General features: G+C 66.0%; 22 protein-coding genes and 1 pseudogene. 7 read left to right on the top strand and 16 right to left on the bottom strand.

From position 1 onward, the window contains the following. Positions 1-42: 42 nt before the first annotated feature. From N826_RS10395 to N826_RS10375, 6 genes are all read right to left on the bottom strand, one after another. Positions 43-846 (bottom strand): inositol monophosphatase family protein, encoded by an 804-nt coding sequence (locus N826_RS10395; RefSeq protein ID WP_052831004.1) that lies wholly within the window; start codon positions 844-846, stop codon positions 43-45. Between the two features lie 37 nt (positions 847-883). Next, entirely contained in the window at positions 884-1,252 is a 369-nt protein-coding gene (locus N826_RS10390; RefSeq protein WP_044428315.1) for a hypothetical protein, read from the bottom strand. 76 nt (positions 1,253-1,328) lie between these two features. Further along, entirely contained in the window at positions 1,329-1,697 is a 369-nt protein-coding gene (locus N826_RS10385) for a MarR family winged helix-turn-helix transcriptional regulator (RefSeq protein WP_244619488.1), read from the bottom strand. Then, entirely contained in the window at positions 1,687-1,890 is a 204-nt protein-coding gene (locus N826_RS10380; protein WP_044428311.1) for a hypothetical protein, read from the bottom strand. Before N826_RS10380 ends, N826_RS10385 begins: the two co-directional genes overlap by 11 nt. Positions 1,891-2,096: 206 nt before the next feature. After that, positions 2,097-2,252 carry a YjiS-like domain-containing protein gene (locus N826_RS42955; protein WP_147040356.1) on the bottom strand — a complete coding sequence of 52 codons (156 nt, stop codon included), beginning with the start codon at positions 2,250-2,252 and terminating at the stop codon, positions 2,097-2,099. Positions 2,253-2,392: 140 nt separating this feature from the next. Beyond that, entirely contained in the window at positions 2,393-3,367 is a 975-nt protein-coding gene (locus N826_RS10375) for a Bug family tripartite tricarboxylate transporter substrate binding protein (RefSeq protein ID WP_044428308.1), read from the bottom strand. A 493-nt stretch (positions 3,368-3,860) separates the two neighbouring features. Between N826_RS10375 and N826_RS10370 the strand changes: the two genes are divergently transcribed. After that, a complete protein-coding gene (locus N826_RS10370; protein WP_044428307.1) occupies positions 3,861-5,084 on the top strand; it encodes an efflux RND transporter periplasmic adaptor subunit in 1,224 nt (407 codons plus the stop codon). Further along, positions 5,081-8,272 (top strand): efflux RND transporter permease subunit, encoded by a 3,192-nt coding sequence (locus N826_RS10365; protein ID WP_044428304.1) that lies wholly within the window; start codon positions 5,081-5,083, stop codon positions 8,270-8,272. Before N826_RS10370 ends, N826_RS10365 begins: the two co-directional genes overlap by 4 nt. A gap of 6 nt (positions 8,273-8,278) precedes the next feature. Here N826_RS10365 and N826_RS10360 read toward each other — a convergent pair whose 3' ends face one another. From N826_RS10360 to N826_RS10350, 3 genes and pseudogenes are all read right to left on the bottom strand, one after another. Further along, a complete protein-coding gene (locus tag N826_RS10360; RefSeq protein ID WP_044428301.1) occupies positions 8,279-8,920 on the bottom strand; it encodes a LysE family transporter in 642 nt (213 codons plus the stop codon). A gap of 128 nt (positions 8,921-9,048) precedes the next feature. Continuing rightward, entirely contained in the window at positions 9,049-9,420 is a 372-nt protein-coding gene (locus N826_RS10355) for a cyclic nucleotide-binding domain-containing protein (RefSeq protein WP_044428299.1), read from the bottom strand. Positions 9,421-9,530: 110 nt separating this feature from the next. Beyond that, positions 9,531-11,057: pseudogene (locus N826_RS10350) on the bottom strand (YifB family Mg chelatase-like AAA ATPase). Between the two features lie 250 nt (positions 11,058-11,307). On the opposite strand from N826_RS10350, the gene N826_RS44730 reads away from it, so the two are divergent. After that, positions 11,308-12,582, top strand: a complete 1,275-nt coding sequence (locus N826_RS44730; RefSeq protein ID WP_063772232.1) for a hypothetical protein — start codon at positions 11,308-11,310, stop codon at positions 12,580-12,582. A 45-nt stretch (positions 12,583-12,627) separates the two neighbouring features. Beyond that, the gene (locus N826_RS10340) at positions 12,628-13,374 is read left to right on the top strand and encodes a creatininase family protein (RefSeq protein WP_044428297.1); all 747 of its coding nucleotides are present in this window, start codon (positions 12,628-12,630) and stop codon (positions 13,372-13,374) included. Positions 13,375-13,386: 12 nt separating this feature from the next. Here N826_RS10340 and gshB read toward each other — a convergent pair whose 3' ends face one another. From gshB to rsmI, 4 genes are all read right to left on the bottom strand, one after another. After that, positions 13,387-14,352, bottom strand: a complete 966-nt coding sequence (gene gshB, locus N826_RS10335) for a glutathione synthase (RefSeq protein WP_044428294.1) — start codon at positions 14,350-14,352, stop codon at positions 13,387-13,389. Between the two features lie 53 nt (positions 14,353-14,405). Continuing rightward, complete coding sequence (locus N826_RS10330) at positions 14,406-15,239, bottom strand: SirB1 family protein (RefSeq protein ID WP_044428292.1); 834 nt, start codon at positions 15,237-15,239, stop codon at positions 14,406-14,408. A gap of 131 nt (positions 15,240-15,370) precedes the next feature. Beyond that, positions 15,371-15,757 carry a YraN family protein gene (locus N826_RS10325; protein WP_044428550.1) on the bottom strand — a complete coding sequence of 129 codons (387 nt, stop codon included), beginning with the start codon at positions 15,755-15,757 and terminating at the stop codon, positions 15,371-15,373. A gap of 37 nt (positions 15,758-15,794) precedes the next feature. Further along, positions 15,795-16,745 (bottom strand): 16S rRNA (cytidine(1402)-2'-O)-methyltransferase, encoded by a 951-nt coding sequence (gene rsmI / locus N826_RS10320; protein ID WP_084720636.1) that lies wholly within the window; start codon positions 16,743-16,745, stop codon positions 15,795-15,797. Here rsmI and N826_RS10315 point away from each other — a divergent pair. Beyond that, entirely contained in the window at positions 16,739-17,941 is a 1,203-nt protein-coding gene (locus tag N826_RS10315) for a penicillin-binding protein activator (RefSeq protein ID WP_244619489.1), read from the top strand. The genes rsmI and N826_RS10315 overlap by 7 nt on opposite strands. Before the next feature lie 113 nt (positions 17,942-18,054). On the opposite strand, the gene hemW is transcribed toward N826_RS10315, so the two are convergent. From hemW to rph, 3 genes are all read right to left on the bottom strand, one after another. After that, entirely contained in the window at positions 18,055-19,224 is a 1,170-nt protein-coding gene (gene hemW / locus N826_RS10310) for a radical SAM family heme chaperone HemW (RefSeq protein ID WP_044428289.1), read from the bottom strand. After that, entirely contained in the window at positions 19,224-19,817 is a 594-nt protein-coding gene (rdgB, locus tag N826_RS10305; RefSeq protein WP_044428287.1) for an RdgB/HAM1 family non-canonical purine NTP pyrophosphatase, read from the bottom strand. The genes hemW and rdgB overlap by 1 nt, the downstream gene beginning before the upstream one ends. A gap of 70 nt (positions 19,818-19,887) precedes the next feature. Further along, a complete protein-coding gene (gene rph, locus N826_RS10300) occupies positions 19,888-20,604 on the bottom strand; it encodes a ribonuclease PH (RefSeq protein WP_044428284.1) in 717 nt (238 codons plus the stop codon). Positions 20,605-20,812: 208 nt separating this feature from the next. On the opposite strand from rph, the gene hrcA reads away from it, so the two are divergent. Beyond that, complete coding sequence (hrcA, locus tag N826_RS10295) at positions 20,813-21,847, top strand: heat-inducible transcriptional repressor HrcA (protein ID WP_044428281.1); 1,035 nt, start codon at positions 20,813-20,815, stop codon at positions 21,845-21,847. Between the two features lie 53 nt (positions 21,848-21,900). After that, on the top strand, positions 21,901-22,569 hold the full coding sequence (grpE, locus tag N826_RS10290; protein WP_044428279.1) for a nucleotide exchange factor GrpE: 669 nt from the start codon (positions 21,901-21,903) through the stop codon (positions 22,567-22,569). Positions 22,570-22,644 lie beyond the last annotated feature (75 nt).

Raw genomic sequence — 22,644 nt, 5'->3', positions numbered from 1 at the left:
GCACTGAAGATGTCGGACCTCTTCAGCCCGACATCCATTGCCTCAACCAACCCGGCCGGCTACTTCACGGATGGCTTGCATCGCTTCTTCCGTCGCCGTTGCGACGACGCGGCCGTCCAGTTCCGTCACGCTGTAATCGGAGCCGTCCAGGAAGCCGGCCAACCCGCCGGCTTCCTGCGCGATCAGTACGCCCGCCGCATGGTCCCAAGGCTTCGATCCCGTGGAGAGGACGAACTGCCGCCGGCCGAGCGCCAGATCGATGTAGTCCGCCGCCGAGCAGCGATGGTTGCGCAGTTCTCCGAACAACCCCGATGCCGCCATGCCCGGATCGGGCACCAGCCAGTCCTCGGACGTCCAATAAGCCGACCCGGACGAGCGGTTCAGGGGAGTCGCCTTGTCCACTTCCAGCCGCCTGCCGTTGCACCACGCACCGCCGCCTAGCAGGGCCGTGACCGTGACGTCGTTGATCGGATCGTGAATCCAGCCGGCCTTGGTCTCCCCGCCGACGACATAGGCCAGGATCGTCCCGAACACCGGGTTGCCGTCCGCGAAGTTCATCGTTCCGTCCACCGGGTCGATCACCCAGACCGGCGTGTCGCTCAGCAGCGCGTCCAGCGTCGCCGGCTCGCGGGATACCAGTTCCTCACCGATCACCCGCGTTTCGGGATATGCCTCCAGCAGCAGCCGGCTCAGCATTTCCTCCGCTTCGATATCGGCGATGGTGACGGGATCGTTCGGTCCCTTCTGGGCAATCTCGCCCGCCGCCAGATTGCGGAACCGGGGCAGGATCTTCGCTTCCACGGCGGTGCGGATCAGGCCGCTGACGTGGTTCATATCGATCATCATGGAAATTTCCAGGTCGAGGTGAGGGGTAGCCAAAGGATCAGGGCTGCTCGGCGATCACGATGAAGGGCTTGGGACACCCGGCGTTCTGATTCGGGCGTGGCGCCGCCATACCGATGGTCGCCGCCTCCGCCGCCGAGCATGCCAGTGCGTACTTGGTGTCGCCGCCGGGACCGGAAAGCGCCTCCGCGCCGGGCGGTGGCAGGGCGCGTCGCTCGACGGCCACCCGTGGCGCCTTATCCGGCCTGGGGCGGCCATCGTCGTTGCCGGGGGGTGCCGTGAAACTGCGCAAATCCGCATCGGATGCCGCTCGAACGGCGCCCGGCAGCAGCAACGCAGCCGCCATCAGCACCGTGACGGTGACACGGCGCAGGGACAGGTTCGGCAGTGTGATGACTGGGTAGTTCATGGCCGGACCGGTGCTGCGGGATCTGACGCCGGTTTCCCGATGCCGGAGCCCATCATAGCCCAACCTTGGCCTGCGGTCAGGCGGTCTTCGCGCGTCGGGGCTCGTTGCGGGGCTCGCGCTGCATCATTTCGCGGAGCGTCGCGATCAGTTCATGCCCCTTGGGCGTCAGCGAGATGATCTTGCGGCGGCGCTCGCGGGGATCTTCCTCCGCCTGTACCAGATCGAGGCCCGGCTTGCCGAAGCTGTGCCACTTGCTGAGCGCCGCCACGTTGCGCGACGCCGAGGACTGGGCGATGCCGAGGCGTTCCGCCAGCTCCCGCATCGACATGCCTTCGTTCTGCGCCAGCGTCAGGAACGACAGGGCGTACTGGATCGGCAGGTCGGGGTCGAGCTTACGGAACTCCTCCAGCACATGCATCAGCGTGAAGATCTCATCATGTCGCACGCCGGGCGCCATTCAGCATACCCCGCTTATCAGGAGACCAGCGCCTGGGAGTGTAGATGCCGTGCCAGCGGCCGAACCAGAAAAGCAGCTCGCCGCGCTCGCGCCGTACCTCAAGCCAGGGACCGGGCCGCGCCCACCGGGCATATTCCACATAGAGCTTAGGACCGCGTTTCAGCGTCAGGTAAATCGGCATCACAACACCCAGGAAACCATATGAGGAATGCGTTCGTCGCGAGGACCATGCCGGACGGCTTGTTCATCGATACGTAGCGGTGGCCGGCAAACCCGGTTTGGCTGGTGTTTCGGTGAATAGCTCGCATGGTCGTCTCCTCGTTCCGGGTATTGGGTGTTCTTCTGACGCCCGCATCTATCGCCGATTCCGGCAATAGATGCAAGCATCTAAATCTTCCGACCTCGGATGCGTTCAAGCGTAAGAAGGGGGTCGTCGGCCAGCAAGCCGATGTCCTTCTTCACGTGGTCGGGCAGGTGATGCAGCGTGGCGGCCGTCCCGGCCTCCCGCCACCAGCGCACAAGGGTGCGCCATATGCGGATCATTACGGTATCCTCCGGTCAATCAATGCAATCACGTAATACATCCGCTATCGGATGTATTTTGTCAACGCATTTCTTTGGTGGAAGGCCGGACGAGCCGCAGGGTGGAAGCGTGCCGGACCAACGGCCCGGCACGCAAACGCTTACTTCACGAGCCCAAGTTCGGTCAGCGTGCCTTCGATCTGGCTGCGTTCGGTCTTCAGGAACTGCGCGAACTGGTCGGATGGCAGGTACAGGTCGATCCAGCCGCGCTGCTTCGCCAGTTCCTTCCACTCGGCGCTGCTCGTCACCTTGGTCATCAGGCCGTCGAGTTCCTTGCGCTCGGAATCCTTGATCCCGCCTGGAGCGAAGATGCCGCGCCAATTGACGAATTCCAGGTTGACGCCCTGTTCCTTCAGGGTCGGCGTATCGACACCTTCCAGGCGTTCCGGCGACGACACCGCCAGCGCCCGCAGCTTGCCCGACTGGATCTGCGGCGCGAACTCGTTATAGCCGCTGACCGCCGCCGTGATGTGGCCGCCCAGCACGGCCGCCAGCACCTCGCCGCCGCCGGCGGTCGCGATATAGTTGACCTTGGACGGCTCGACACCGGCTTCCTTGGCGATCAGCCCGGCAAGGATCTGGTCGCTGCCTCCCGCCGAACCGCCGCCCCAGGATACCGAACCCGGATCGGCCTTGAACTTGTCCAGCAGGTCCTTCAGCGACTTCAGCGGACTGTCGGCCGGGACGACGATGCCGGAATACTCGCCGGTCAGCCGTGCCAGCGGCGTCACTTGGTCCAGCGTCACGGCCGATTTGTTGGTGATGATGGCGCCGACCATGATCTGGCCGCCGACCAGCAGCGTCGGCGTCCGCTTCTTCGCGGTGACGAACTGGGCAAGGCCGATCGTGCCGCCGGCGCCGGGGATGTTCACCACCTGGACGTTCGGCACCAGCTTCTGGTTCTGAAGCACCTGCTGGACCGAACGCGCGTGCTGGTCCCAGCCGCCGCCGGGCGCTGCGGGTGCTATGACCTCGACGCTCTTGATCTCAGCCGATGCCGGGCTGCCGAGCATCGTACCGGCGGCCAGCACAGCCGCCATCACTGGCATGAAGAATGTAAATTGCCGACGTAACATCTCGTCTCCTCCCTCTGATTGTTCTTATGCAGCCCTGTTTTTGTGTGTGGGTTGCCGCATTGCAGCCATGTTATCAGACAAAACGCTCCATGCACGATTTCGGTGCGGATGACGCCGAAAGTTATAGGACATCACCTCATATCGTTCTCGGAAGGCCTGCTACAGCCGTACGAGCGTGCGGATGTCACAAACCTGTCACTTAAAGCCGATACAGTATTGGCTACCGCAGTGCTTACGGTTCAAATAACCGTACGTGTTTTGTGGAAATCGAAACCGTGTTGGAAATATCGGCTGTGACGAAGCGCACTGCCGGGCAGTACGCGTATCGCGTTTTATTTCGCTCACCCCGTATCCGGTGGTTTCGGCCAATCCCGAAACACCGGACCCGGCGATAATTCCGATTCCTAAAAACCGGCGACAAGCGACAAGTCACCCGGCGGAAGCCCGTACTGGTATTTGCCAAAATAAGGGACCCGCCGACAAGGGAGCAGACATGACTGAAGGATCATTTCACCGGCGCCGATCCGGCGCCGTCTGGCTGGTGGGAGCCGTCCTGGCCCTGGCGGCCGGCGGCGGCGCCTGGCTCTGGTACGACGGTTCACTTCCCGGCACCACGACACCCGCCCAGGCGCAGACTGCGGCGCCTCCGCCACCCCCCGTCACCGTAAGCCACCCTCTACGCCGCGACCTGATCGAATGGGACGAGTTCACCGGACAGTTCGGCGCGGTCGACTACGTGGAGATCCGGGCACGCGTTCCCGGCTACCTGCAATCGATCCATTTCCAGGACGGTCAGATCGTCCAAAAGGGCGCCCTGCTCTTCGTGATCGACCCCCGCCCCTACGAGGCCGCCCTCGCCTCCGCCAAGGCGCAACTCGCCCAATCCAACGCGCGACTCGACCTTGCCAACCAGCAACTCGCCCGCGCCGGAGCGCTGCGCCAGCGCGACGTGCTGTCGGCCAGCACCTATGACGAGCGCGTCCAGGAAGTGCGCGTCGCGGCGGCCGGCGTGGAAGTTTCCCGATCCGCGGTGCAGACCGCCGAACTGGACCTTGAATTCACCCGCATCACCGCTCCCGTCAGCGGGCGGGTCAGCCAGCGCGAAGTCAGCATCGGCAACCTGATCGCCGGCGGGACCGGCGGCGCTCCCACCCTGCTGACGACCATCGTCTCGCTCGACCCGATCTACTTCAACTTCGACATGAGCGAGAGCGACTTCCTGGCCTACCAGCGAGCCACCGCGCGAGGATTGCTGGCGCAGCAGCGCGACGGCGCGGTCGGCGTTCAGGCCCGCCTGTTCGATGAGCGCGACTGGCCGCTGGAAGGCCGGATCGACTTTGTCGACAATCAGGTCGACCGTGGAGCCGGCACGATCCGCGTCCGCGCCGTCTTCGACAATCCCACGATGATGCTGACTCCCGGCCAGTTCGGCCGCCTGCGCCTGCCCGGATCGGAGCGCTACACCGCGACCCTGGTGCCGGACAGCGCCATCGTCAGCGACCAGTCCAGCAAGATCGTCCTGACCGTGGCCGAGGACGGCACGGTGGTGCCCAAGCCCGTACGTCCCGGCCCGATCGAGGACGGATTGCGGATCATCCGCTCCGGCCTGGAGCCCACCGACCGCGTCATCATCAGCGGCATCGTCCGCGCCCGGCCCGGTTCCAAGGTCACGCCGCAGGACGGCGAGATCCAGCCGGAGCAGGTAGCATCGCCATGAAGCTGTCGCACCTGTTCATCGAGCGCCCGATCTTCGCGACGGTGCTCTCGATCCTCATCACCCTAATCGGCGGCTTCGCCTATTTCACCCTGCCGGTGGCGCAGTATCCGGAAATCGCGCCGCCGACCATCGTGGTGAACGCCAACTACCCCGGCGCCTCCGCCGAAGTCGTCGCCAATACCCTGGCCGCCCCGCTGGAGCAGGAGATTAACGGCGTCGAGAACATGCTCTATATGTCCTCGCAATCGACCGGCGACGGCAGGTTGGCGCTGACCATCAGCTTCGCGCTCGGCACCGACCTGGATACGGCGCAGGTGCTGGTCCAGAACCGCGTCGCGGTGGCCGAGCCGCGTTTGCCGGAGGAAGTCCGGCGTCTCGGCGTAACGGTGCGGAAGAACTCGCCCGACATGCTGATGGTGATCCATCTCAGCTCGCCCGACGAGTCACGCGACCAGCTCTACATCTCCAATTACGCGACGCTCCAGGTCAAGGACGTGCTGGCCCGGCTCGACGGCATCGGCGACGTCCAGGTCTTCGGCGCCCGCGACTACGCCATGCGGATCTGGCTCGATCCCGACCGCATCGCCAGCCGGGGCATGACGGCCGGGGAGGTCGTGGCAGCACTCCGCTCGCAGAACGTCCAGGTCGCGTCCGGCGTGCTCAACCAGCCGCCCGTGCCGGTGCAGGGCGCGTTCCAGCTCAACATCGAGACGCAAGGACGCCTGATCGATCCGCGCCAGTTCAGCAACATCGTCGTGCGGACCGACCCCGACGGCCGGGTGACCCGTGTCCGCGACATCGGCCGGGTGGAACTGGCGGCCCAGGACTACGGCACCAACGGCTATCTGGACGAGCGGCCCGCCGTGCCGCTGCTGATCTTCCAGCGGCCCGGCTCCAACGCCCTGGCGACGGCCGAACGCATCCTGGCGACCATGGAGGAGCTGTCCGCCAGCTTCCCGACCGGCTTGCAGTACGACATCGTCTACAATCCGACCGAGTTCATCGCGGAATCGGTCAACGAAGTCATCAAGACGATCTTCGAGGCGGTGGCGCTGGTCGTGATCGTCGTGATCCTGTTCCTCCAGACGTGGCGGGCCTCGATCGTCCCGATCGTGGCGATCCCGGTATCGCTGATCGGCACCTTCACGGTCCTTGCCGCGATGGGCTATTCGCTCAACACGCTGTCGCTGTTCGGCCTCGTGCTGGCGATCGGCATCGTGGTGGACGATGCCATCGTCGTGGTCGAGAATGTCGAGCGCAACCTGCGGGCGGGAATGTCGCCCCGCGAGGCTTCCCACCGCACCATGGACGAGGTCGGCGGCGCGCTGATCGCCATCGCCTTGGTGCTGACGGCGGTGTTCATTCCGGCCGCGTTCGTTTCCGGCATCTCCGGCCAGTTCTTCCGCCAGTTCGCGGTGACCATCGCCGCAGCGACGGTGATCTCGTGCTTCGTCTCGCTGACGCTCAGCCCGGCGCTCTGTGCCCTGCTGTTCAAGCCGCACGACCATGAGGCGCAGCACAGGAAGTCCAACCTGCTGATGCGGCCGGTCAACGCCTTCTTCAACGGCTTCAACCGGCTGTTCGACGGCTTGGCCTCCGGCTACGGCGGCATGACCCGGCGGTTCGTCCGGCTGCCGCTGATGGTCCTGTCGGTCTACGGCCTGCTGCTGCTCGCCACGGGATGGCAGTTCAACCGCGCGCCGACCGGCTTCATCCCCAACCAGGATCAGGGCTACCTGATCACGGTGATCCAGCTTCCTCCCGGATCGTCCCTGTCGCGGACGGATGCGGTGGTGCGCGAGGCGACCAAGATCATCCTGGAAACCGAAGGCATCGACCACGCGGTCCCCTTCGCGGGCTTCGACGGCGCCACCTTCACCAACGCGTCCAACGGCGGCGCCATCTTCTCCGCCATGGCGCCGTTCGAGGAAAGGTTGAAGCACGGCCTGACCGCCGACCATCTCCAGCAAGAGCTGATCGGCCGGCTGAGCAGCATCAAGGACGCCTTCATCATCACGATCTCGCCGCCGCCCGTCCGCGGCATCGGCAATTCCGGCGGCTTCAAGATGATCGTCCAGGACAAGCGCGGACGCGGCCTGAAATCGCTGGAGGAGGCGACCCAGGAGATCGTCGCCGCCGGCAACGGCACGACCGGCTTGTCCAGCGTCTTCTCCCTGTTCAACACCAGCACACCCAAGATCTACGCCGATATCGACCGGCTACGCGCCCAGATGCTCGGGGTTTCGGCGGACCGGGTGTTCGAGACGCTGGAGGTCTACCTTGGCTCCACCTTCGTCAACGAGTTCAACTTCTTAGGGAGAACCTACCGTGTCACCGCCCAGGCGGACGGCATGTTCCGTGACGACCCCAGGGATATCGCCAACCTGAAGACCCGCAACGAGCGCGGCGAGATGGTGCCGATCGGCTCGGTAGCCGAACTCCGCGACACCACGGGTCCGTACCGCGTCACCCGCTACAACCTCTATCCCGCGACGGAGATCCAGGGCGCCACCTTGCCGGGCTACTCGACCGGTTTCGGGCTGGAGGCGATGGAACGCATCGCGGCGGAGAAGCTGCCGGACGGCTTCGGCTTTGAATGGACGGAGCTGGCGTTCCAGGAACGTCAGGCGGGCGACAGCGCGCTGATCATCTTCGGCATGTCGGTCGTCTTCGTCTTCCTGCTGCTGGCGGCCCAGTATGAAAGCTGGACGCTGCCGTTCTCGGTGATTCTGATCGTCCCGATGTGCCTGCTGGCCGCCGTGACCGGGTTGCTGATCCGGGGCATGTCGGTCGATATCCTGGCCCAGGTCGGCTTCGTCGTCCTTGTCGGCCTGGCCGCCAAGAACGCGATCCTGATCGTCGAGTTCGCCAAGCAGGCCGAGGACGAGGGGATGAGCCGGTTCGACGCGGCGGTGGAAGCCGCCCGCACCCGGCTGCGGCCGATCCTGATGACCTCGTTCGCATTCATCCTGGGCGTGGTGCCCCTGATGATCGCGCAGGGCGCAGGTGCTGAGATGCGCCAGTCGCTCGGGACGGCTGTGTTCTCCGGCATGCTCGGCGTCACGTTCTTCGGGCTGATCTTCACGCCCGTCTTCTACACCGTGATGCGCAAGTTCGCCCGCAAGCGCCAGCCGCCGCAGCCGGTCGCGACGCCGGCTTCGACTCCAAACCCCGCTCCGGCGGAATGACGGCGATCAGTTAGAGACCAGCAACCGCAACCCCAGCCCGCCGAGCACCACGCCCAACGTCGCCTCCAGCCCCCGGCGGAGGCGGCGGTAGGCCACGGTGACCGCATCGGCCGAAAAGGCGATCGCCAGCGTCGTGTGCCACGCCAGCGACATCGCCACGGCACCGGCAACGGCGATCACCCCGATGGAGGCCGGCGTTTCCGGTGTCAGGAACACGCTGGTCAGCGATACCCAGAACACGCCGGCCTTCGGGTTGAGCAGCATCAGCCCGAAGCCGCGCATCACGCTTCCCCTGGCCGAAGTGGCGGTTGCCGCGTCATTCTCGGGCGCCGGCAATGCATCGGCCCTATCGCCCTTCTTCAAGGCCGCCCGGATCGACAGCGCGGCCAGATACAGCAGGAACAGACCGCCGCCGACACGCAGCGCCGTCTCGATCCATGGGTTCCGCGCCGCCAGCATGGCGACGCCGAATACCGCGCCGAATCCCCAAACCGTCTCCCCGATGGCCATGCCCATCGCCACCTTTAGGGCGGCGGGGCGGCCCTTCTGCATGGCGGTGCCCAGCAGCACGGCGAAGTTCGGCCCTGGGCTGATCAATGCCAGCGCGAAGGCCGCCCAGAACGCGGCGAGCAGGGAAGCGGCGACCATGACGAAGAACTCCTGAAGGTAATCGGGAAAGGAGCCGACAAGTGCTCCATATTCCGGCAGCCGTCAACTCCAGTGAAGCGATATGCCCGCCAGGAACCTGACGTCTTTGGCGAGTGCCTGTACCGAACTCAAACCTGTCCGTCTCCATCTCCCACGGCGCCGCCGGCCCGTTGCAGGTTGTGAATCAGCCCGTTGATGAGCTGGACCAGCAGCGGGTCCGCCCGGTTGATCGTCTGGCGCAGCATGCTGGCGGGCATCTCCAGCAGTTGCGTTTCCCCGGCGGCGCTGGCGCTTGCCATGCGGGGTCTGCGGTTCAGGATTGCCATCTCGCCGAACAGCCCGCCCGACTTCACCTCGCCCAGAACGTGCTTGTCGGCCTCGGTGCCGGTCCAGATGATGACCGAGCCGCGTTCGACCAGATAAAGGTGGTCGCCTGGATCGCCCTTGCGGAAGACGAGGTCGCCGGGACGGTAATGCTTGTGCTGAAGGATGGCGGCCATGATTCAGGATTTCCGTAGGAGCCGGGTAGAAACGCTTTCCCTGAAACTGTGCAACAGGACTCCGCACCGGCGCAAGCCGTGCGACATCTAATCGCTTCGCCCGACGCAGCCTAGCGGCTGGGGCTCACGCGCCGGTAACTCAGCGCCTCCGCGACGTGATGCCGGCGTACCCCCGTGCTGTCCTCCAGATCGGCCAGCGTACGGGCGACGCGGAGAACGCGGTGATAACCCCGCGCCGATAGCCGCATGCGCTCGGCAGCTTCCGTCAACAGCTTGCGGCCCGGCTGGTCCGGCGCCGCGATCCGTTCCAGCAGGTCGCCGTCCGCTTCCGCGTTGGTCCGGGGTGCTTGGCCGTGTCCGGTATGGGCTTCCTTCAGCCGGACGGACTGGGTAGCCCGCGCGGCGGCGACTCGGGCCGCGACCTCGGCGCTACCTTCCGCCGGCGGCGGCAGGCTCAGATCGGCGGCGCTGACCGGCGGTACGTCGACATGACAGTCGATCCGGTCGAACATGGGGCCGCTGATCTTCGACTGGTACTGAACCGCGCATTTGGGCGCCTGGGCACAGGCGCGTGACGGGTCGTCCAGGAAGCCGCAGCGGCACGGGTTCATCGCGGCGACGAGCTGGAAGCGTGCCGGATACGTAACATGGACGTTCGCCCGCGCCACCGTCACGCGGCCGGTTTCCAGCGGCTGGCGCAGCGCTTCGAGCACCTGCCTTGGAAATTCAGGCAGTTCGTCGAGAAAAAGCACGCCGTTGTGCGCCAGGCTGATCTCGCCGGGTTTGGCCTTGGAGCTGCCCCCGACCAGCGCCGGCAGGCTAGTCCCCTGGTGCGGCTCTCTAAACTGGCGATTGCGCAGCAGCCTGCCGCCTTGCAGAAGCCCGGCGACGCTGTGGATCATGGATACTTCAAGCGCTTCCGTCGGGTCCAGCGGCGGCAGGATGCCCGGCAGGCAGGAAGCCAGCATCGACTTGCCCGAGCCTGGAGGACCGACCATCAGGAGGTTGTGGTTTCCAGCCGCGGCGACCTCCAGAGCGCGCTTCGCCGTTTCCTGGCCCTTGACGTCGCGCAGGTCGCGCATGCCGGGCGCCACCTCTTCCATATGAGGTTTCGGTTGGGCCAGCACTTGTGTCCCTTTGAAGTGGTTGATCAAGGCAAGCAGGGTCGGCGGGGCCAGTACTTCCAGATCGGCGGCCCAGGCGGCTTCGCTGCCGCAGGCCGCCGGGCAGATCAGTCCACGTTTGTGGGATACGGCGCCGATGGCGGCCGGCAGGACGCCGGCGACGGCGGTCAGGCTGCCGTCGAGCGCCAGTTCACCCAGGGCGGTATAGCCGGCGATCTCTTCCCCTGGCAGGACGCCCATGGCGACGAGCAGGCCCAGGGCTATCGGCAGATCGTAATGGCTGCCTTCCTTCTGGACGTCGGCGGGCGCCATGTTGACGGTGATGCGCTTGGCCGGCAGCGACAGGCCCAAGGCCTAGAAGGCCGAACGGACGCGCTCCCGGCTTTCGCCGACCGCCTTGTCCGGCAGCCCCACGACGTTGAAGGCGACCGCGCCGCCCGAAAGCTGGACCTGCACGTCGATATCCAGGACTTCGATGCCCTGGAAGGCCACCGTATTCACTCGCGCAACCAACGTGAGGCCTCCCGCTTCATGGCACACGCTCTTGTATGCCGAATACGATCCAACCGCCAGGGGCGGAGGCATATCCCAGCCTCTCCGCACGTGGTCGGATTGCCGCAGGGAAGCGGTGAGGCGGCCGATGCAGGTTATCTGTTTAATCAGGCCAGCATTGCCGCGCCGGTGATGGAATCCGCCTTGTCGGATTTTGCGTGCATGGTAATAGGCGGTCATGCATGAAAATTTGTGGACGGGTTTGCCGGCGATGCGGAATTTGACTTCTGAAGGGCAGGCGAAGATTGCCGAGATCGCCCAGCGCCACGGCGCCAGCACCGATGGCGTCCTGACCATGCTCGACGCCCTGCAACGGGGCGGCGGCACCATGGCCCAGTTCAGCCATCCCGATTTCGGCGGTGCCGGCCAGTGGATGCGCGGCGGCATGACGATGGTCAGCGACTTGTTCAACAACGCGTTGAAGGCCAAGGTCGACGGCGTCTGCAACGACCTGTCCTATCTGCTCGGTGGTGACCTGAACCAGTTTCAGGAACCGGCACAGGGTTCGGGCTCGTCCTTCGGCTCGTTCGGGAACTACGGTTCGTGGTGGCCTTCGGAATTCGGCCAGCCGAACTCCAGCGGTGGCCAGAACGACATCCGCTACGCCTATTTCGGCCACGTCAACCGACTCGCCGTCGATATGGGCGGCACGGTGACGATCTATGACACGGGCGACCACGTCATCTCCGGCGTTTCCCAACAGCAGGGCAACGGCTGGACGCTGACCTTCTCCAGCCAGTACGGCACGGTGCCGGTCGGCAGCCTCCGCATCGTCGACGGCAACGGCGCCCAGGCCGCACCACAGGCCTTACCCCAGTCGGATCCGGTCCCGGAGCCGGTTCCGTTCCAGTCCCAGGCATCTTTCCAGACGTCAGGCACGTCCCTCACCACCGATGGACTTGCCGGAACTACCTGGAAGTTCGGACCCGCCGACAGCGGTTCCGCTTCCCGGATCACGCTGTCGCCCGATGGCGGGATCGGTGGCGATACCGATCCTAAAGCGCGCTTCTGGTCGGCCGAGAACGGCGCCCTGACCTTCTATGACGCCGAAGGCCGACCGACCGTGCGCTTCACCGATGCCGGACAGGATCAGTCGGGCGCCACCGTCACCGGGACCGATACGGCGGCGGGCGGCACGACATGGGTGCTCCGCAGCCCCAACGATCCAGTCGCCGCTCCCGCCGGCATAGCCGCCGCTCCGTCCTCCCTGCCGATCCCGGTGGACCTTTCCGCCGGACAATGGGCGCTCGAGGACGGCTACGGCCAATTCCTCGCCACCCTCCGCTTCGTGTCCGATGGCGGGATCGAAGGGGGCCGTGCGACCGAGACCCGCTGGCGGGTCGACGGCGATACGGTCGTGCTTCTGCATGGCAGCGGCCGTCCGACCGCCCGTTTCGACACTTTCCAGTTTCAGCGCGGACGTTGGACGCTGAATGGAACATTGCAGAGCGATGCCGGCGTTACCATGGTGTTACGGCAGGCCTGACGGGTTTTCGACACAGCCGTCGGGTGGAAAACAACGGGATGGACGATGCGCCTTCAACTCCGCACCTGGCCTGAGGTCGAAACCTACCTGAAGACGTCGCGCGGCATCATCATGCCGATCGGCTCCACCGAACAGCACGGCCCCAACGGGCTGATCGGCACCGACGCGATCTGCGCCGAGCACATAGCCTGGGGCGTCGGCGAAGCCACAGGCGCCCTGGTGGCGCCCAATATCGGCGTCGGCATGGCGGCGCACCACATGGAATTCGCCGGCACGATGACGCTGCGGCCATCGACCCTGATGCTGGTCATCCGCGACTACGTCACGGCACTGGCCGAGCACGGCTTCCAGCGCTTCCTGTTCGTCAACGGCCATGGCGGCAACATCGCGACGGTGCGGGCGGCCTTTCAGGAAATCCATGCCGAACTGCGGGCGGCGTGGGGGCCGAGCGCGCCCGATATTCGCTGCAAGGTCATAAGCTGGTGGGAGAACGAGAGCGTCCACAAGCTGAGCAGGGAGTTGTTCGGCGCCTCCGAAGGAAGCCACGCCACCCCCAGCGAAGTGTCCGTCGTCCAGTATCTCTACCCCGGTCACATCAAGACCGCACCGCTCGATCCGCCGACAGCACCCAGCAGCATGTTCTACGACGCCCGCGACTACCGCCGTCGGTTCCCCGACGGCCGCATCGGTTCGAACCCCGGTCTTGCCACGCCGGAGCATGGCAAGCGCCTCTACGATGCGGCGGTGGCCGCCCTCGCCGACAAGTACTGCGCCTTCGTCAACGAAGAGTGAAAAGCGGCCCGCTCACACGGGCTGGCCGGCGTGCTGTTCGTGGTAGCGGCGTTCCATCGCGTCCCACAGGGTGACCTCGAGCTGGACTTCGTCCAGCTTGTTGATCTCCTGGATGCCTGTCGGCGAGGTCACGTTGATCTCGGTCAGGTAGTCGCCGATCACGTCGATGCCGACGAAGACCAGCCCCTTTTCCCGCAGCGTCGGCCCGATCGCGGCGCAGATGTCGCGTTCGCGGTTGGTCAGCGTGGTTTTTTGGGCGCCGCCGCCGGCGTGGAAGTTGGCCCGTGCCTCGCCGCTGACGGGGATCCGGCTGACGGCACCGCCCGGTTCGCCGTCGATCAGGATGATCCGCTTGTCGCCCTGCCGGATCTCCGGCAGGTATTTCTGGATGATGACCGGCTCGCGGTAGAGCTGGGTGAACATTTCCAGCAGCGATCCAAGGTTCTCGTCGTCCGGCTTCAGGTGGAACACGCCGGCGCCGCCATTGCCGAACAGCGGCTTGACGATGATGTCCTTGTACTCGGCCCGGAACGACAGGATCTCCGCCTTGTCGCTGGTGATCAGCGTCGGCGGCATCAGGTCGGGGAAGTGGGTGACGAACAGCTTCTCCGGTGCGTTCCGGACATGGACCGGGTCGTTGACGACCAGAGTATTGGCCTGGATGTGCTCCAGCAGGTGGGTAGCCGTGATATAGGCCATGTCGAACGGCGGATCCTGGCGCATCAGGACGAGGTCCATGGTCGCCAGATCGATCGTCTGCTCCGACCCGAAGCTGAAGTGGTTGCCGTACTCCCGACGAACTTCCAGGGGTCGTACGCGCGCGTACAGCCGGCCGTTCCGGAAGCTCAGGTGCTGAGGCAGGTAATGGAACAGCGCGTGCCCGCGCCGTTGTCCTTCCAGCGCCATCATGAAGGTGCTGTCGGCATCGATGTTGATGCTCTCGATGGGGTCCATCTGGATGGCGACGGCGAGGCTCATCGGGGTACACTCCGCGGGTCAGCAAGGCTGAGAATATTGAAAACGGTCGGAAGTCAGTTCAGGCGGGTCTTGAGCTGCTGGATCAGCAGGGCCGTCTGGTGGCGCAGCAGATCGTTGCCGCCCAGCGTCATGAAGGTCTCCAGGGCGCCGACCGCTGCGTTCAGGTTGCCGATATGGGCATTCAGCAGGCCCGCTTCACGCCACAGCATCGCCTCTTCCGGTGCGAACAGCAGCATTCCGTCAAGGATTTCGGCCGCCTTGTCCACCCGGTCCGCCTTCATGAACCTGAGCTTCAGGTTGTTCTGAAGGCGCAGCAGGATATCGCGGTTGCCGACCGTGGCGTAGTATTCCGGCGTCAGTTCCGCATCGGCCCCGGCCGCCACCTTCAGCAAGTCGCGCAATTCCATCACGGAGCGTGTCTGACCCTGGTTGAACGGGTCGATGATGATCCGTTCGCCGGCATATTCCAGCCTGACCAGGAAGTGGCCGGGAAAGTTGAGGCCGCTGATGCTCCAGCCCTGGGCACGGGCGGTCTGTATGAACAGGATGCCGAGCGCTACGGGCAGGCCCTTCTTCCGGTCGATCACCTGCATCATGTTGGCGTTCTGGATGTCGTCGTAGGTGAGCGTATCGCCCTCGTAGCCATGGCGTCCGACCAGGACGTCCTGCAAGGCGGTGACGCGGCCTTCCAGGGTATCCGCATCGGGAGGGTTCAACTCCCCGACCTGTTCCGCCAGCAGCGAAAGATGGTCGCGGTAACGCTGGAGCGATACGTCGGGATGGTCAAGTGCCGCCAGCGCCAGGGCCGCTTCGGCCAGATCGATGTCTTCGTCCGGCTGAGTTCCGATATGGCGCAGGAGGTCTTTTGCTTCCAGGCGGCTGATCACGGGTCTTGTTCTCGCTCCGTCCGAGGTCGGTTACCGATGATTAAGGCGGATATGACGATCAAGGCGGACATAGAGCATATTCCAGCCAAGGTCGACAACCTTATGCCGCAAGCGGCGAAGCCGGCTCCGGCTTAAAGGCAGCCTTCCCGCCATGCATCCACCAGATGGCTCGGCCATCGGCGGGGCGTCACCAGCATCATGTCGAAGCGGACGGGCAGGCCGGTCAGGTCGGGGTGCCGGGCGACGAAGGCTGCGGCAGCGCGTTCCAGCCGCTGGCGCTGCCGGGCCGACAGGGCGCAGTTCGCCGCCTCCAGCGTATTCCGCGCCTTGACCTCGACGATGACCACGGTGCCGCCGCGCTTGGCCACGATGTCGATCTCCCCCTGATGGCAGCGCCATCCCTGCGCCAGGATGCGGTAGCCCTTCAGCCGCAGCGCCAGCCGGCATAGCGCTTCCGACCAGCGTCCGCGCCGCCAGGCCTTGAGGCGCCTTGGGTCCGCCGGCCTCGGCTTGCCCATCCTGACTTTTACCGCCCCCGTCTTAACCGCCGCCGCCTTAACCGCCATCATCCTCACCGTCGGGCGGAGGAGCATCGGCGGCGGCCCGTCCCAGTTCGAGCGCCCGCGCATAGACCTGACGGCGCGGCCAGCCGGTTTCGGCCGCCACCTCCGATGCCGCGTCGCGGACGCTCATGCGCGCCATCGCCGCCGCCAGGGCTCGGTCCACGGCGGCCTCGTCCACGGCCCCCGATCCCTCGGCAGGGGGACCGACCACGACGACGATCTCGCCCTTGGGCGGTCCCTGTTCGGTGTAGTGGGCGGCAAGGGTGGCGAGATCGCCCCGCCGGACCTCCTCGAAATACTTGGTCAGTTCGCGGGCAACGGCGGCCTCCCGGTTGCCGAGCACCGCGTGGAGGTCGGTCAGCATGGCGGCCAGCCGCTCCTTCGACTCGAAGAAGATCAGCGTCGCCTTCAAGCCCATCAGTTCATGGGCGGCCGAGCGCCGCGCCGCCGATTTCGGCGGCAGGAAGCCGGCGAACAGGAAGCGGTCGCTTGGCAATCCGGAAAGCACCAGTGCCGTGACAGGCGCGCAGGCGCCGGGCAGGGTGGTGACCGGCAGCCCGGCTGCGACGCATTCCCGCACCAGCTTGTAGCCGGGATCGGAGATCAGCGGCGTGCCGGCGTCGGAAACCAGGGCGATCGTTTCGCCGGATCCCAGCCGCTCCAGCAGGACGGGGCGCATTTTCGCGGCATTGTGTTCGTGGTATGAGATCATCGGCGTGCCGATGCCGTGCGCCGACAGCAGCTTGCGGGTGACGCGCGTGTCCTCGCAGGCGATGGCGTCGGCGGCTCGCAACACGCCAAGGGCTCGTAGCGTTATATCGGCTGCGTTTCCGATTGGAGTGGCGACAAGGTAAAGCCCCGGGTCCGGTTTACTTGCGACCTCGGCTTGGGTACCTTCCTCGCTCTCGCCTGCCCGTATCGAATTGGAGTCTGTCGGTGACACGTTTGGCGACTTTCCCGGATGTATTGAAGCCGGTTCGGCTGGCGGTCGGCCTGCTCGCGCTGGCCGCCTGTGCGCCCACCGTAAGACCTGAACCGCCGCAGGCGCAAGCTCCGGCACCCGGTTCCATCGTTTCCGAACAGCTCGAGCCGCTGGCGCCGGTCGACCGGACGATCAAGGTGGCGCTGCTGGTGCCGCTGACCGGCAATGCGGCGGACTTGGGGCAGGGCATGCTGGATGCCGCCCAGCTCGCCATGTTCGACCTTGGCGACGACCATTTCCAGCTCATACCGCGCGATACCAAGGGAACGCCGGGCGGCGCCACCGAAGCGGCCCGCGCCGCCATCGCGGAAGGCGCCCAGCTTATCCTGGGACCGCTGTATTCGTCCTCGGTCGGCGCTGTCCGGCCGGCGGTGCAGGGCGCCAGGCTCAGCATGATCTCCTTCTCCAACGACCAGAGCCAAGCCGGCAGCGGCGTCTGGACGATCGGCTTCTCGCCCGACGACCAAGTCCGCCGGGTGGTCTCCTACGCCAGCTCGCAGGGCGTCAACCGGATCGGCGCCATGGTGCCCCGCAACGCCTATGGCGAAGTTGTCAGCACCGCGCTGAACGATGCCGCCCGCAAGGCAGGCGCCCGCGTCGTCCGGACGGAGCGCTACGACGCCGCCAACACCGATTTCTCGGCCGTGGTGCAGGCGCTGGCTTCGGGCGGACCGGGCAGCCTGGACGGCGTGATGATGACCGAAGGCGGGCCGAAGCTGCGCAGCGCCGCCTCGCTGCTGCCGGCCTTCCAGATCGATCCGGCGCAGGTCCGGCTGCTCGGCACGGCCAACATGGACGATCCCACGCTGGGAACCGAACCGGCTCTGGTCGGCGGCTGGTACGCCGCCCCCGATCCGTCCGCCCGCCGCGACTTCGAACAGCGGTTCGAGTCCGTGTATGGCCGCCGTCCGCCGCGTCTCGCGACGCTGGCCTACGATGCGGCGGCATTGGCCGCCGTTCTCGCCCGCAGCGGCGGTCCCGCCCCGTTCGATCCGATGGCCCTGACCAATCCCAACGGCTTCGCCGGCGTCGACGGCATCTTCCGCCTGCGGCCCGAAGGTCTGGTGGAACGCGGCCTGTCCGTGATGGAGATAACCCCCAGCGGCAACCGCGTCATCGACCCCGCCCCCAGCAGCTTCCAGGCTTTGGGATTCTAGGGCACATTCGTAATTCAAAGGTCGGTGTAGAGCGAAGCGGCACCCGACACCGACGCGCCGGCTTGTCGGGTGCCGCTTCGCTCTACACCGACCTACGGCTCTATCGCTGGCGATCAGGCCGGCAGCAACTGCGCCAGCAGCCCATTGAGCCGCTGCCGGCCCGCCGCTGTCGCCCGCAGGCGTTCCGCCGTCAGCTCGACGAAACCGCCGTCCTGCATCCGGCGGAGGCCTCCGGGGTCGAGCGCCTGAGCGGCGCTTAGCCCGGTTTCCCGGCGCAGATGGTCCAGCGAGACGCCTTCGCGCAGCCGCAGCCCCATCATCAGCAACTCGATCAGACGCTCTGGCGCAGCGACTTCCTCGGACGCGTGGCCGCCGTGACCATTGCGGGCGACCAGATCCAGCCATGCTTCCGGCGCTCGGTGGGCGCGGGTCGCGTATTTCGTACCGTCCAGCGTCAGCCGGCCATGAGCACCGGGACCGATGCCGACATAGTCGCCGTAGCGCCAGTAGGTCAGGTTATGCCGCGACTCCTCGCCCGGCCGGGCATGGTTGGAGATCTCGTAGGCGGGCAGTCCGGCGCTTTCCAGCACAGCCTGCGTCGCCTCGTACAGGTCGCCGGCCAACTCGTCGTCGGGAATGGCGAAGGCGCCCCTGCTGTGCAGGGTGTGGAACTGCGTCCCTTCCTCGATCGTGAGCTGATAGACCGAGAGGTGCCCGACCGCATGGTCCAATGCCCGCCGTAACTCGTCCTCCCAGTCGGCGACCGACTGGCCGGGGCGGGCGTAGATCAGGTCGAACGAGAAGCGGTCGAAATGGCGCGCCGCCAGCCCGATGGCGCCGAGCGCCTCCGAGGCGCTGTGGGCACGGCCCAGGAATTTCAGCGAGGCGTCGTCCAACGCCTGGATGCCGAGCGATACCCGGTTGACCCCGGCGGCGCGGAATCCGGCGAAGCGCCCGGCTTCGACCGAGGTCGGGTTGGCTTCCAGCGTGATCTCCAGCCCCGGCGTCAGCGCCCAGTGCCGGCCGATCCGCTCGATCAAGGCGGAGACCGTCGCCGGCTCCATCAGGGACGGGGTGCCGCCGCCGAAGAAGACCGACGTCACGGTCCGCCCCGGCGTCAGGGCCGCATAGTGGTCCAGCTCCGACAGCAGCGCTTCCCGCCAGCGGGCATGATCGACGCCGGCGCGGACATGGCTATTGAAGTCGCAGTACGGGCATTTGGCCAGACAGAAAGGCCAGTGGACATAGATCCCGAACCCCGGTCCCTCATCTATCGGCGCCATCAGGCGAAACACCGCTCCACGAGCTGCCGGAAGGCGTCGGCGCGATGGCTGATCCGGTGCTTTTCAGCCGGGTCCATCTCGCCGAAGGTGACCTCGTAGCCGTCCGGAACGAACATCGGGTCGTACCCGAACCCGTTGGCGCCCCGCGCCGGCCATGCCAGCTTGCCGTAGACCCGGCCCTCGACCGATTCGCAATGGCCGTCCGGCCATGCCAGCGTCAGCGCGCTGACGAAGTAAGCGGTCCGGTCTCCGCCGCCCAGTTCCCGGTTGACCCGCTCCATCGCGGCGGAGAAGTCCTTGTCAGGTCCAGCCCAGCGGGCGGAGTAGATCCCTGGCTGCCCGCCGATCCCCGGCACCACCAGACCGCTGTCGTCGGACAGGGCGATCAGCCCGCACGCCGTCGCGGCGGCGCGGGCCTTCAGTTCGGCATTGGCGATGAAGGTGTCGCCGGTTTCCTCCGGCTCGGGCAGGTCAAGCTCCGCCGCCGAGCGGAAAGTCGCCACATAGGGGCCGAGCAGGGCCGCGATCTCGCGGACCTTGCCCTTGTTGTGGCTGGCGACCACCAGCGTGTCGCCGTCGAACTTCCTGGTCATTCGAACTCCCAAGCTCAGTTTCGCCAAGCCGAACCGGTCCGATCAAGCCGGACCGGTCTCCCCAGCCGGCTCAAAGCCCCAGCGCCGCCTTCTGCAAGGCGGTCAGCTCGGCGATGCCCTTCTGCGCCAAGGCCAGCAGTTCTAGGAACTGCTCCTGGCTGAACGGCTTCTCTTCCGCCGTGCCCTGGACTTCCACGATGCCGCCGCTGCCGGTCAGCACGAAGTTGGTGTCGGCTTGCGCTGTCGAATCCTCGGCATAGTCGAGGTCGAGCACCGCCGCACCCTGGAAGATGCCGGCGGAAATCCCGGCTACCGAGTCGGTCAACGGCACCGCCTTCAGCTTGCCGATCTTGACGAGGTGCTGGAAGGCCAGATGGAGCGCCACGTAGCTGCCGGTGATGGCCGCCGTGCGGGTGCCGCCATCGGCCTGGATCACGTCGCAGTCCACCTTGATCTGCAACTCGCCCATGCCCTGGCGGTGGGTGACCGCGCGCAGCGAGCGGCCGATAAGCCGTTGAATTTCCTGCGTACGGCCCGACTGCTTGCCCTTGGCCGCCTCGCGGTCGGTGCGGGTATTGGTCGAGCGCGGCAGCATGCCGTACTCGGCCGTGACCCAGCCCAAGCCGGTGTGGCGCAGGAACGGCGGGACGCGATCGTCCACGCTGGCGGTGCAAAGCACATGGGTATCGCCGAAACGGACAAGGCACGAGCCCTCGGCATGTTTCGAGAAGCCGGGTTCCAGGCTGATCTGACGCAGCGCGTCTGGTTGGCGGCCGGAGGGACGCATGGTGCTGAAATCCGTCAATGGGTTGAACGCGGTGGGCCAAGCTAGCGGGTCGGAACCCGCCAGTCCAGCCCGCACACCGCCGTAACGTGCTCCGTCGCGCCGTTGATTCGCCCGAATGCCTTGACTACATTGGGTGTTCGGCCACATGGGCCGGCAGCAACCGGCTGGGGGGCCGCCACATCGTGCCGTCTGCTTTGTCGAAGCACAGATGATCAGCGAACTGAACCAGCGCTCGCGTGACATTTTCCGCACCATCGTCGATGCCTACGTGGAAACCGGCGAACCGATAGGTTCGCGCACCATTTCCCGCCGGCTCGGAATCTCGCTGTCTCCGGCCACCATCCGCAACGTGATGGCGGATCTGGAAGACTTAGGCCTGCTCTATTCCCCGCACACCTCGGCCGGCCGCTTGCCGACGGAGGCAGGCCTCCGGCTGTTCGTCCACGGCCTGCTGGAGGTCGGCGCCCTGTCGGAACAGGAGCGGGAGAACATCAACGTCAAGTGTGCGACATCGAACCGCAGCTTGCCGGAAGTGCTGGCCGAAGCCTCCTCCATGCTGTCCGGCCTGTCGAGTTGCGCCGGGCTGGTGCTGGCGCCCAAAACGGACCGCACCCTCAAGCATATCGAGTTCGTCAACTTAGGCCCTGGCCGCGCCCTGGTGGTGCTGGTGACGGAGGACGGGCTGGTCGAGAACCGGGTGCTCGAAGTCCCGCTCGGAATGCCGGCGTCCACCCTTCAGACCGCGTCCAATTTCCTGAACGCCAAGCTGATCGGCCGGACCCTGGACGAAGCGCGGAACGCTGTCACTCGCGAAATGGACGAGCAGAAGACCCAGCTCGACGAATTGTCGTCCCGCGTGGTCGAGGCGGGGCTTGCGACCTGGGCCGGCAGCGGCTCGACCGGGCATCTAATCGTGCGGGGTCAGGCCAAACTGCTTGACGATGTCACCGCGCTTTCCGATCTGGAGCGTATCCGCGCCCTGTTCGAAGCGCTCGAGACCAAGGAAGCGACGCTCCGCCTGCTGGACGCCGCCAACAAGGCCGAAGGCGTGCAGATCTTCATCGGCGCCGAGAACACGCTGTTCAGCCACGCCGGCTGTTCGCTGATCATCGCGCCGTACCAGAACAGCCGCGAACAGATCGTGGGTGCCATCGGGGTGATCGGTCCGACACGGATCAATTACGCCCGCATCATTCCCATGGTGGATTATACCGCCAAGGTGATCGGACGCCTGCTCGGCTGACCCCGATCATCCTTTTCATTCATCAGACCTGATCTACGGACCGAGTACTTGCCATGAACGAACCTCACAAGAAGCCCATCGAGGCCGAAACCGATACGGCGCCTGTCAATGGTACCGCTCCGGACGGAAAGGGCCACACCGCCGCCGACGCCACCGATAACACGGCGGCAACCGCCGAGACGGCGGCCGAGCAGGGCGAAGGTTCGGCCGGCGAGAAGGTCGCGGCCCTGGAAGCCGAAGTCGCCAGCCTGAAGGATCAGCTCCTCCGCACCCTGGCCGAGACCGAGAACATCCGCCGCCGCGCCCAGCGCGAGCGGGAGGACACCGCGAAGTATGCCGTCAGCAGCTTCGCCAAGGACCTGGTGTCGGTCGCCGACAACCTGCGCCGCGCGGTCGAGGCCGTGACGCCCGAGCAGCGCGAGCAGGACGAAGCGCTGAAGAACCTGCTGGTCGGCATCGAAGCGACGGAACGCCAGCTCCTAGCCGCGTTCGACCGGGGCGGCATCAAGAAGATGGAAGCGCTGGGCGAGCCGTTCGATCCGAACTTCCATCAGGTCGTGTTCGAGGTCGAGAACACCGGCAAGCCCGGCGGCACCATCGTCCAGGTCCTTCAGGACGGCTACACGATCCACGGCCGCCTGCTGCGCGAAGCCATGGTCGGAGCCGCCAAGCGTGGGGCCGACGAAGCCCCGGCCACCAGCCGGGTCGATACCTCCGCCTGATCGCGGCGTCAGCCGAGTGCGGGACTGGAAAACCGGCGGCAGGGGCAACCCTGCCGCCGGAAGCGTCTCAGCAGG

The sequence above is a fragment of the Skermanella aerolata KACC 11604 genome (assembly GCF_000936425.1).
Classification (GTDB): domain Bacteria; phylum Pseudomonadota; class Alphaproteobacteria; order Azospirillales; family Azospirillaceae; genus Skermanella; species Skermanella aerolata.
The sequence above is the reverse complement of the archived record's forward strand: the minus strand, read 5'-3'. Positions and strand labels throughout refer to the sequence as shown.

Coding starts and splice junctions, on each gene's coding strand:
- N826_RS10395 (WP_052831004.1), bottom strand. CDS start 846: ATGATGATCGATATGAACCACGTCAGCGGCCTGATCCGCACCGCCGTG.
- N826_RS10390 (WP_044428315.1), bottom strand. CDS start 1,252: ATGAACTACCCAGTCATCACACTGCCGAACCTGTCCCTGCGCCGTGTC.
- N826_RS10380 (WP_044428311.1), bottom strand. CDS start 1,890: ATGCCGATTTACCTGACGCTGAAACGCGGTCCTAAGCTCTATGTGGAA.
- N826_RS42955 (WP_147040356.1), bottom strand. CDS start 2,252: ATGATCCGCATATGGCGCACCCTTGTGCGCTGGTGGCGGGAGGCCGGG.
- N826_RS10375 (WP_044428308.1), bottom strand. CDS start 3,367: ATGTTACGTCGGCAATTTACATTCTTCATGCCAGTGATGGCGGCTGTG.
- N826_RS10370 (WP_044428307.1), top strand. CDS start 3,861: ATGACTGAAGGATCATTTCACCGGCGCCGATCCGGCGCCGTCTGGCTG.
- N826_RS10365 (WP_044428304.1), top strand. CDS start 5,081: ATGAAGCTGTCGCACCTGTTCATCGAGCGCCCGATCTTCGCGACGGTG.
- N826_RS10360 (WP_044428301.1), bottom strand. CDS start 8,920: ATGGTCGCCGCTTCCCTGCTCGCCGCGTTCTGGGCGGCCTTCGCGCTG.
- N826_RS10355 (WP_044428299.1), bottom strand. CDS start 9,420: ATGGCCGCCATCCTTCAGCACAAGCATTACCGTCCCGGCGACCTCGTC.
- N826_RS44730 (WP_063772232.1), top strand. CDS start 11,308: ATGCGGAATTTGACTTCTGAAGGGCAGGCGAAGATTGCCGAGATCGCC.
- N826_RS10340 (WP_044428297.1), top strand. CDS start 12,628: ATGCGCCTTCAACTCCGCACCTGGCCTGAGGTCGAAACCTACCTGAAG.
- gshB (WP_044428294.1), bottom strand. CDS start 14,352: ATGAGCCTCGCCGTCGCCATCCAGATGGACCCCATCGAGAGCATCAAC.
- N826_RS10325 (WP_044428550.1), bottom strand. CDS start 15,757: ATGGGCAAGCCGAGGCCGGCGGACCCAAGGCGCCTCAAGGCCTGGCGG.
- hemW (WP_044428289.1), bottom strand. CDS start 19,224: ATGGCGCCGATAGATGAGGGACCGGGGTTCGGGATCTATGTCCACTGG.
- rdgB (WP_044428287.1), bottom strand. CDS start 19,817: ATGACCAGGAAGTTCGACGGCGACACGCTGGTGGTCGCCAGCCACAAC.
- rph (WP_044428284.1), bottom strand. CDS start 20,604: ATGCGTCCCTCCGGCCGCCAACCAGACGCGCTGCGTCAGATCAGCCTG.
- hrcA (WP_044428281.1), top strand. CDS start 20,813: ATGATCAGCGAACTGAACCAGCGCTCGCGTGACATTTTCCGCACCATC.
- grpE (WP_044428279.1), top strand. CDS start 21,901: ATGAACGAACCTCACAAGAAGCCCATCGAGGCCGAAACCGATACGGCG.